This is a genomic window from Sporolituus thermophilus DSM 23256, assembly GCF_900102435.1.
In the GTDB taxonomy this organism is placed as follows: Bacteria; Bacillota; Negativicutes; order Sporomusales; family Thermosinaceae; genus Thermosinus; species Thermosinus thermophilus.
Window position 1 is genome coordinate 1 of record NZ_FNBU01000040.1, and the last position, 7,733, is coordinate 7,733.

Consider the following 7,733-nt stretch of genomic DNA (forward strand, 5'->3'; position numbering starts at 1 on the left):
GGCTGGCTGCACAGCGCCACCAGCAGGCGGTTGCACTGCGGCGTCGTCGCCAGGGCATAGCCGGTGACGATGATAAGCGCCATCTGCATGGAAAATTCGAGCAAGATCCAGAAGCCCTTGCCCCAAGCCTGAACGACCTGATAGGGACTGGAGGGCGTAAAGGCGAGCGCCAGGATAAAGGTCAGCAAACTGAGGATAAGCAAGATAACATAAGAGTCCGGCACATACCGTTCGGCAAAACTAGTGATGGCTTCGATAATCCCTTTTTGTTTTTTGGGTTGTTCCACAACCACACTCTCCTTTCTATGGTGTTTTACCTTGGCCGCCCCTGGCTACTATTAATGCAAGCAACGTGCCAACTTTCACAAAAATTGTCCGCCGGTTGCTTGGCGTGATATCCGGCAATGCCGATAAAGCCTGTCTTATCGCCCCGCTGCGGGTCTGAAAAGTATATTTTTAAGAGAATAAAAAAGCCCCTATGCTGCCCTGTACCGAGCAGTATAGGGGACCGGATGAACTCTTAATTGCGGAAAAATTGTATAAATACTTTACACCTTGCGGGAAAACCGCCGTCAGAGCTGTGCACCATTTTTCCCATCCGGCCATTTTTTACTCAACCGCGCTCTCTTCCTCCTCGCCCTCGCGCCCTAAGCCATACTCCTCAATCTTATACAGCAGGGCCCGGCGGCTGATGTCGAGGGCCTGCGCCGTCTTAACGCGGTTGCCGTGATGGGCTTTAAGCGCCCGGGCGATGACCTGCTTTTCCACTTGGTGGAGGATTTCCCGCAGCGTGCCGGTCTCGGGAATGACAATGGCCGGGCTGGCGGCCGCGGTGGTCAATCCGGGCAGGTCCTGCACGCCGATAACCCCGCTGGACATGATTACCGCCCGTTCCAGCACATTGGCCAGTTCGCGCACGTTGCCCGGCCAGTGATAACGTTTGAACAGCTCCATGGCCTCCGGGGTGACATAGGGTACCTCGCGGTGGGCTTCGGCGGCAAACCGGCGGACAAAGTAGTCGACAAACAAGGGAATGTCTTCCACCCGCTCACGCAGAGGCGGCACATGGATGGGCACCACTTTCAGGCGATAGTACAGGTCTTCCCGAAACAAACCTTTATGAACCATCTCCTCCAGGTTGCGGTTGGTGGCAGCAATAATGCGCACATCAACTTTGATGGTCTCGGTGCCGCCGACCCGTTCGAACTCGCGCTCCTGCAACACCCGCAGCAACTTTACCTGGAGAGGCGGCGTCAGTTCCCCCACCTCGTCAAGAAAAAGCGTGCCCTGATGGGCCAGTTCAAAGCGGCCGGGTTTGCGGCCCACCGCCCCGGTAAACGCCCCTTTTTCGTAACCGAACAATTCGCTTTCCATCAGTCCTTCGGGTAAAGCGCCGCAATTGACTTTGATAAACGGCCCGTCGCGGCGCGGGCTGTTGTTATGGATGGTCTTGGCAATCAGTTCCTTGCCGCTGCCGCTCTCCCCCGTGATGAGCACGGTGGCGTTGGTGGGCGCGACGCGGCCAACCGTTTTGTATACCTGCTGCATGACGGCGCTCTTGCCGATAATATTGCCGAGCTGGTATTTATTCTGCACCTCGTGGCGCAGCGCCGCTACCTCCTCGCGCAGCCGCCGCATCTGAAAAGCCCGTTCCAGGACGATCCGCACCTCGGTAACATTAGACGGTTTGACAAGGTAATCAAAGGCGCCCCGTTTCATGGCCTCGACCGCCGTGTCCACCGTGCCATGGGCGGTCATAAGAATAACGGCCACATCCGGGTAGTCGGCGCGGATGCGCTCAAAAGCTTCCAGGCCGTCCATCACCGGCATTTTAATATCCATAATGATAACCGCCGGCTTTATTTCTTTCGTTTGCTCAATTGCTTCCTGGCCGTTTTCGGCGAGAAAGGCTTCATATCCGGCACGGCGGGCGACCTCGAACAGCAGGCGGCGTACGCTCAGTTCATCGTCCACTATCAGGATGCGATTGTTGATCGCCACGGTTTTCCCCTCCAGTCGTCGGTAGCACCAGGGTAAAGGTGCTGCCCTGCCCCGGCGTTGACTCTACCAAAATCCGGCCGTTCCAGTTTTCGACCAGACGGTGGGCGACCGCCAGGCCAAGGCCGGTGCCGTTTTCTTTGGTGGTAAAGAACGGATCGAACAGTTTGCCCATGTTTTCCGGGGCAATGCCGCACCCGGTATCGGCCACGGTCAGGTGTAGCACATCGGCTGCCGGTTTAGCGCTGACCCGAATGATGCCTTTTTGCTCAATAGCCTGAATAGCATTGAGAATGATATTCAGCAGTACCTGCTTAAGTTGCTCACCGTCGACCAGTACCGGCGGCAGCGGCCCGTCCAGGTCGCGAATAATTTCGATATGGCTGCGGCGCCGCTTGGTATCTACCAGCAGCAACGTGCTCTCCACCACTTCTTTCACGTCGGTGGGCGCTACTTGCGTTGCCGCCGGCCGGGCAAAGCACAAAAGCTGTTCAATGAGCCGGTCAAGGCGTTCGGTCTCGCGGACAATAATATCGCTGTATTCGGCCTGTTCCGCCGGGGTTATATCTTCTTTCAGGAGCTGAGCAAAGCCTTTTACGGCCATGAGCGGATTGCGAATTTCATGGGCCAGGCCGGCCGCCACTTCACCGATGGCCGCCAGCCGCTCAGCCCGCTGTACCTGCGCTTCCAATTTTTTGCGTTCTGCCAATTCCCGGGCCATCTCGTTGATGGCGGCGGCAATTTCCCCCACCTCGCCGCCGGCGACAGGGACCGGTTCGCTGAGATCGTGCTTGAGCCTGAGAACACCGGTTTTGATGGCTTCAATGTCGCTGCCCAGCCGTTTTACCACATAGACCACACCGGCAATCCCCAGCAGCAGGCCAAACAACACCGTGAGGTAGATATGCCGCTTCATGGCGCCGATTTGGGCGGCGATATCGGACGTCAGTTCATTGGCCCAAATGTAGCCGATCACCCGCCCGCCGCGGATGATGGGATACATGGCATTCATAATCGCGCCCCGCACCAGTTCGCCTTCCTGGACGCGCGGCACGCCGGTCGCCATAACCAGCCGGCCTTCATGGCTGTCGCCGATGGCCAGCCCCACTTTATCGGCATAGACCGCGCTGGGACCATAGGTAATGATGGCGTCCAAATCGCGGGAATAATAGCCTACGCCAATGCCCGGATAGGCCCGGGCTACCTCATCGGTAAACTTGGCCAGCTCCCGGTTCAAAACGGCGATCTTGGTCTCCCGGCTGGCGCTTTGCGCCCCATGGCGGCGCAAAATATCCTCATAGTCGCCGGTTAAATGCAGATCAAGCAGGCGGGCGGCACCAAACAGTTTTTGCTGTTTTTCCGCAACCAGCGCATCTTCGGCACTAACCATCATGAAATAGCCGGCGCCGACGATCGGCAGGGCGACGACGATAACCATTAACAGGAGGAGTTTACTGCGCAGACTGGTCGGACGCACCGTCAAGCCTCCTTTCCGCTCGTACACCCTTCTCTTATTACCTTACCACAAATTGACACTAGGTCAAGAGATTGAACAAAAGCGCCAGCGTGTCTTTTTGATAAAACCGCGAAGGTCGCTAAGGACGCAAAGGGCTACGCGCGACAGTTGTCGCACTTGAATTTAATATTTTAGAACCGCGGAGGACGCGGAGGGTATTTTTACTTTAGCGCGATGAAATCGCGCTCTGCGCTCTCCGTGGTTAAACTTCAATGTCTTCATGTTTTGTGGTACCGCTTCATCGGCAACAAAGAAAAAGAAAAAGAAAAAGCCGCCCCAATTAGGACAGCTTTTTCTTTTACATTTTCCCTTTAACCTAAATCCTTCACCAAGTCGCGCACCGCGGCCGCAAACAGCATGGTATCGGTGCCCACCGCCAGCATATCCGCACCGGCCTCCCGCCAATACCGGGCCTCGGCGGCCTTGGCGCAGAAAATGCCCACCCGGACGCCGGCGGCCTTGGCCCGATCGATAACGTCATGCACCGTCCGGCGAAACTCGCTATTTTCGAATTGCCCGGTGAGGCCCATGGACTGGGAAAGGTCGGCCGGGCCGATAAAGACGGCGTCCACCCCGTCTACGGTGAGAATAGCGTCCAGATTATGTACGGCCGCCATGCTTTCCACCTGAACGATTACCATGGTATTCTCATTGGCTGCCTGAATATATTCCCCCAGCGGCACAAAGCCATAGCGTGCCGCCCGTACAATCCCGGCCATGCCGCGCTCACCCTGCGGCCCGTATTTGGCCGCCCGCACCGCGGCTTCCGCCTCGGCGGCGCTATTGATCTGGGGGATCAAGAGGGCCTGAGCCCCGACATCCAGGGCGCGTAAAATACAGGCCGAGCAATTGGCCAGAACACGGACAACAGGCGTGATGCCGGCCAGCTCGGCGGCCCGCACCAGGTGCTGCACCTGTAGACTGTCATTGGGCGTATGTTCGGTATCAATAACGACAAAGTCCAGGCCGGCGTAGCCCATGATTTCCACGAGGGCGGGCTCGCCGGTAAACAGAAACGACCCGGCAACCGGCTGGCCGGCCGCCAATTTGGTTTTCAATCTGTTGACAGGAAAACTCGGTCGGCTCATTTCTACCACCCTTTACTGGTTTTTTCCCTAGTATTGGCGGCCCAGGCTGTAAAATCCTGCCACAGGACATAACTAATCCATCTTTACTTTGACGCCTTTATACAACATCGCCACCCCGGCGGCAGCCAACAGCTCTACCGCCGCCGTCGCCTGTTCGTCGGCTACGACGGCAGCCAGCCCCTCGCAGCAGCCGGACAGCGCCCGCGGCACTGGGATCAGGCGAACGCTTATGCCCCGCTGGCCGAGTAGTTTCTCCGCCCGAAAAGCGTGGGCAACAGAGGGGAAAGTAATGACCGTCTGTTCCATGGTCTTACTCCCGGCAAATACGGATGGTATATTCGCCCTCGCGCTCCTGGCAGTCAACTTTATAGCCCTGCGACTTGGCAAAGCGCAGGATGTTTTCTTTCGGCGGCATATCGTCAACCAGCACGGTGACCGCTTGGCTGTCTTGCAGGGCATCGCGGGTTTTGATGAGGGGGATAGGACAGCTCAGGCCCCGCAGGTCCAATACTTTGTGCATCTTCTACACTCCTTCCACGGTAACAGCCAGTTTTTCACGATACATCCAGCCAATGACGGCCGTGACGGCTAAAGCAATGCTAACAGCGACCTGCCCGTTAAAGGCCACGCCGGCTGGTGAGGCGGCCGTGTTCAGGGTATGGGCAATGCCCGCACCGGCCAGCATGCCTAGCACGCAGACCATGGCATCAGTATTGCCTTCGCCGGCCATAATGAGCTGGCGCAACGGACAACCGCCGGCCAGCGTCGCCGCCAGGCCGGTAACAAACAGGCCGAGGAAATTCCAGATATGCATGGTATGGGCTAACGGCTGGTTAGTAAAGCCCAGCTTAAAAAAGCCGAAATACATATTGCCGGCCAACGCGGCAAGAAACATGACACCATAAATTTTTAGAAGATAGGTATCGCCTACCAACAGGAAATCACGAATCCCGCCGCTCAGGCACATCCGCGTGCGCCAGGCGAGCGCTCCGGCCGCCAATCCCGCCGCCAGGCTGGCCCAAACCGGCGCGTGCAGTGAACCGGGGCCTTTGTCGCTAAAATGAAGCAGTGGTGATTTAACCAGGACGGCCAAGACTAAGCCTAACGCCACGGCCGCGGCCAGATAACCGGCCAAATTGCCGGCGGCGCTGTGCAGACGGGCCCGGCCCAGGTTAAAGCCCTGTTTGAGAAAATAAATACCGGCGCCAATGCCGGCAGCGAAACCGGCCAACCCGGTAATGCCGTTAAGGTCACCGGCCGCCAGCCGCATGATAGCCCGCAGCGGACAGCCAAGAAATACTAAGGCGCCAATCATCATGGTCATTCCCAGGATAAACCGGACAAGCGGCCGCGACCCGCCCCGCGGCCGGAACTGGCCGGACGCTTTGGCCATGCCGAAGGCGCCCAGCACCCAGCCCAGCACCTCCGGCCGGGCGTACTGCAGCGTCGCTGCCTGGTGAATACCGAGTGCTCCGGCAATGTCCCGCAGGTGGCAGGCGGCGCAAAATCCATAGTTGCCGGGATTGCCCAACTTAACAAGCAATACCGCGCCAAGGCCGAAGACCACCCCGGTCGCAAGAATGAGCGCAACGTTCATAAACTCGCCCCCTCATATATGAAAAATTTATTACAAATAAAGATTTATTCAATGTCTGGTTAATTATTCCTGCAGTTAGCCCGGTAGGAAGTTTTTTCAGCAATGTGGAACCTTAAATATGAGGTGTTGCCCATGTCTTATCTACAAGCATTGTCAGTCTTTTGCGCCGTGGCGGAAGAAGGCAGTTTCACCGCCGCCGCCAAGCGGCTCGGCCTGACCCAGCCTACCGTTTCGTTTCATATTGACAACCTGGAAAAAAATTTTGGCTGCCCGCTGTTTATGCGGACAGCCAAAGGAGTGGAACTGACCGTCTACGGCCAGACGCTTTACGAAAATTCGCGCCGCGTTAATGCCATCCTCGAAGAAGCGCAAAACCAAATCAAGGCCTTGGTCGCCGGCACGAGCGGCCATATCCCGGTCGGGGCGAGCACCATCCCCGGCGAATACATCCTGCCCGGCCTGACGGCCGCCTTTTTGCGCCGCCACCCCGGCGTTAAAGTATCGATTACGACCGGTGACAGCCAGGCTATCTTGGCTGCCTATGCGAGCGGCCAGTTTCCCATTGCCATCGTCGGCACCAAACCGGATGATCCTGCTGCCCAACCCCTGTGGCAAGACGAGCTGGTGCTAGTGGTCCACCCCGATTTGCTCGCGGAGATCCGCCTCCCCGACCTCGCGGCAATGACACACCTGCCCCTTATCTTACGTAAGGCGCCCTCGGGCTCACGCCAGACATTACTGGCCGCACTGGCCGCTAACGGCATCGCCGTTGACCGGCTCAACGTAGTGCTGGAGGTTACGGGTAACGCCGCCATTAAACAAGCCGTGCTGCAGCAGGCCGGTGCTGGCTTTCTTTCGCGTTGGGCCGTCCAGGACGAAGTCGCGGCCGGCCGGCTAGCTATTGTCAACGTCCCCGGGCTGCGCATCACCCGTACCTTCTATGGCTTATGCAATCCGTCCCTCATGCCCACCACTGTCAGCCACTACTGGCAGGCCCTAGTCACCAGCGCCGATCCTTCTGCCGACAGCGCCGATTTGCCACCGGCCCAGCGTCAACTCGACTAATATTTTCAGACAGCAAAAAACGAGGGCGGCATTGTAGTGCGGGGATAACTCACATTTGTGAGCATTTGACCCCATGAGCCACACCCTCGTTTGATTTTATTATATCACTTTTAGAGAAGGTGGGCTACCTTTTTCTATGGTAGAGATAGTGTCAAGACATTGTAGGATTTTTTAGAAGACATACCATCACGGATGAGTTAACATAATATTAAGCATAGGCAAGCGAAAGCTCCCGCAAGACCTTATATAAGAAGTTTTTCGGCCCCTTTAATACAGGAATATTGTCATGTGTTTCACAGGTTGCTTTTGTTTTCTTTTGCCGTTCAACTTCTACAGTTTCTGCCGGGCTTGTTGTCATTATCTCAATTTTGTAATTTGTACGTTGTTGTCTTAGATATTCCTCGGCTACTGACTGACCATTTGCCTGACATACGCGTATGTATGCCATATGCTTGGCGCCTTCTCGGCT

8 protein-coding genes and 1 pseudogene are annotated in these 7,733 nt (G+C 56.7%); 1 reads left to right on the forward strand and 8 read right to left on the reverse strand.

The features are described from left to right. The 7 genes from BLQ99_RS14485 to yedE form a co-directional block, all read right to left on the reverse strand. Positions 1-287, reverse strand: a 287-nt coding sequence (locus tag BLQ99_RS14485) for a TIGR00366 family protein (protein ID WP_171904705.1), incomplete at its 3' end; no start/stop codon positions are given. Positions 288-609: 322 nt separating this feature from the next. Next, complete coding sequence (locus BLQ99_RS14490; protein WP_093692205.1) at positions 610-2,001, reverse strand: sigma-54-dependent transcriptional regulator; 1,392 nt, start codon at positions 1,999-2,001, stop codon at positions 610-612. Further along, on the reverse strand, positions 1,964-3,475 hold the full coding sequence (locus BLQ99_RS14495) for an ATP-binding protein (RefSeq protein WP_093692207.1): 1,512 nt from the start codon (positions 3,473-3,475) through the stop codon (positions 1,964-1,966). Before BLQ99_RS14495 ends, BLQ99_RS14490 begins: the two co-directional genes overlap by 38 nt. Positions 3,476-3,825: 350 nt before the next feature. Next, positions 3,826-4,602, reverse strand: a complete 777-nt coding sequence (locus BLQ99_RS14500) for an HpcH/HpaI aldolase family protein (RefSeq protein WP_093692209.1) — start codon at positions 4,600-4,602, stop codon at positions 3,826-3,828. A gap of 72 nt (positions 4,603-4,674) precedes the next feature. Next, entirely contained in the window at positions 4,675-4,908 is a 234-nt protein-coding gene (locus BLQ99_RS14505) for a putative Se/S carrier protein (RefSeq protein ID WP_093692210.1), read from the reverse strand. 4 nt (positions 4,909-4,912) lie between these two features. After that, a complete protein-coding gene (locus BLQ99_RS14510) occupies positions 4,913-5,122 on the reverse strand; it encodes a sulfurtransferase TusA family protein (RefSeq protein WP_093692212.1) in 210 nt (69 codons plus the stop codon). 3 nt (positions 5,123-5,125) lie between these two features. Continuing rightward, positions 5,126-6,199: a YedE family putative selenium transporter gene (gene yedE / locus BLQ99_RS14515; RefSeq protein WP_093692214.1), complete on the reverse strand. Its 1,074-nt coding sequence runs from the start codon at positions 6,197-6,199 to the stop codon at positions 5,126-5,128. Between the two features lie 132 nt (positions 6,200-6,331). Here yedE and BLQ99_RS14520 point away from each other — a divergent pair, with 132 nt between their 5' ends. Next, on the forward strand, positions 6,332-7,264 hold the full coding sequence (locus tag BLQ99_RS14520; RefSeq protein ID WP_171904706.1) for a LysR family transcriptional regulator: 933 nt from the start codon (positions 6,332-6,334) through the stop codon (positions 7,262-7,264). A gap of 208 nt (positions 7,265-7,472) precedes the next feature. On the opposite strand, the pseudogene BLQ99_RS14525 reads toward BLQ99_RS14520, so the two are convergent. Further along, positions 7,473-7,733, reverse strand: a pseudogene (locus tag BLQ99_RS14525) (ISLre2 family transposase); the annotation flags it as partial.

Excerpts from the sequence above, each read along its gene's own strand:
- BLQ99_RS14500 (WP_093692209.1), bottom strand. The coding sequence starts at position 4,602 with ATGAGCCGACCGAGTTTTCCTGTCAACAGATTGAAAACCAAATTGGCG.
- BLQ99_RS14505 (WP_093692210.1), bottom strand. The coding sequence starts at position 4,908 with ATGGAACAGACGGTCATTACTTTCCCCTCTGTTGCCCACGCTTTTCGG.
- BLQ99_RS14510 (WP_093692212.1), bottom strand. The coding sequence starts at position 5,122 with ATGCACAAAGTATTGGACCTGCGGGGCCTGAGCTGTCCTATCCCCCTC.
- yedE (WP_093692214.1), bottom strand. The coding sequence starts at position 6,199 with ATGAACGTTGCGCTCATTCTTGCGACCGGGGTGGTCTTCGGCCTTGGC.
- BLQ99_RS14520 (WP_171904706.1), top strand. The coding sequence starts at position 6,332 with ATGTCTTATCTACAAGCATTGTCAGTCTTTTGCGCCGTGGCGGAAGAA.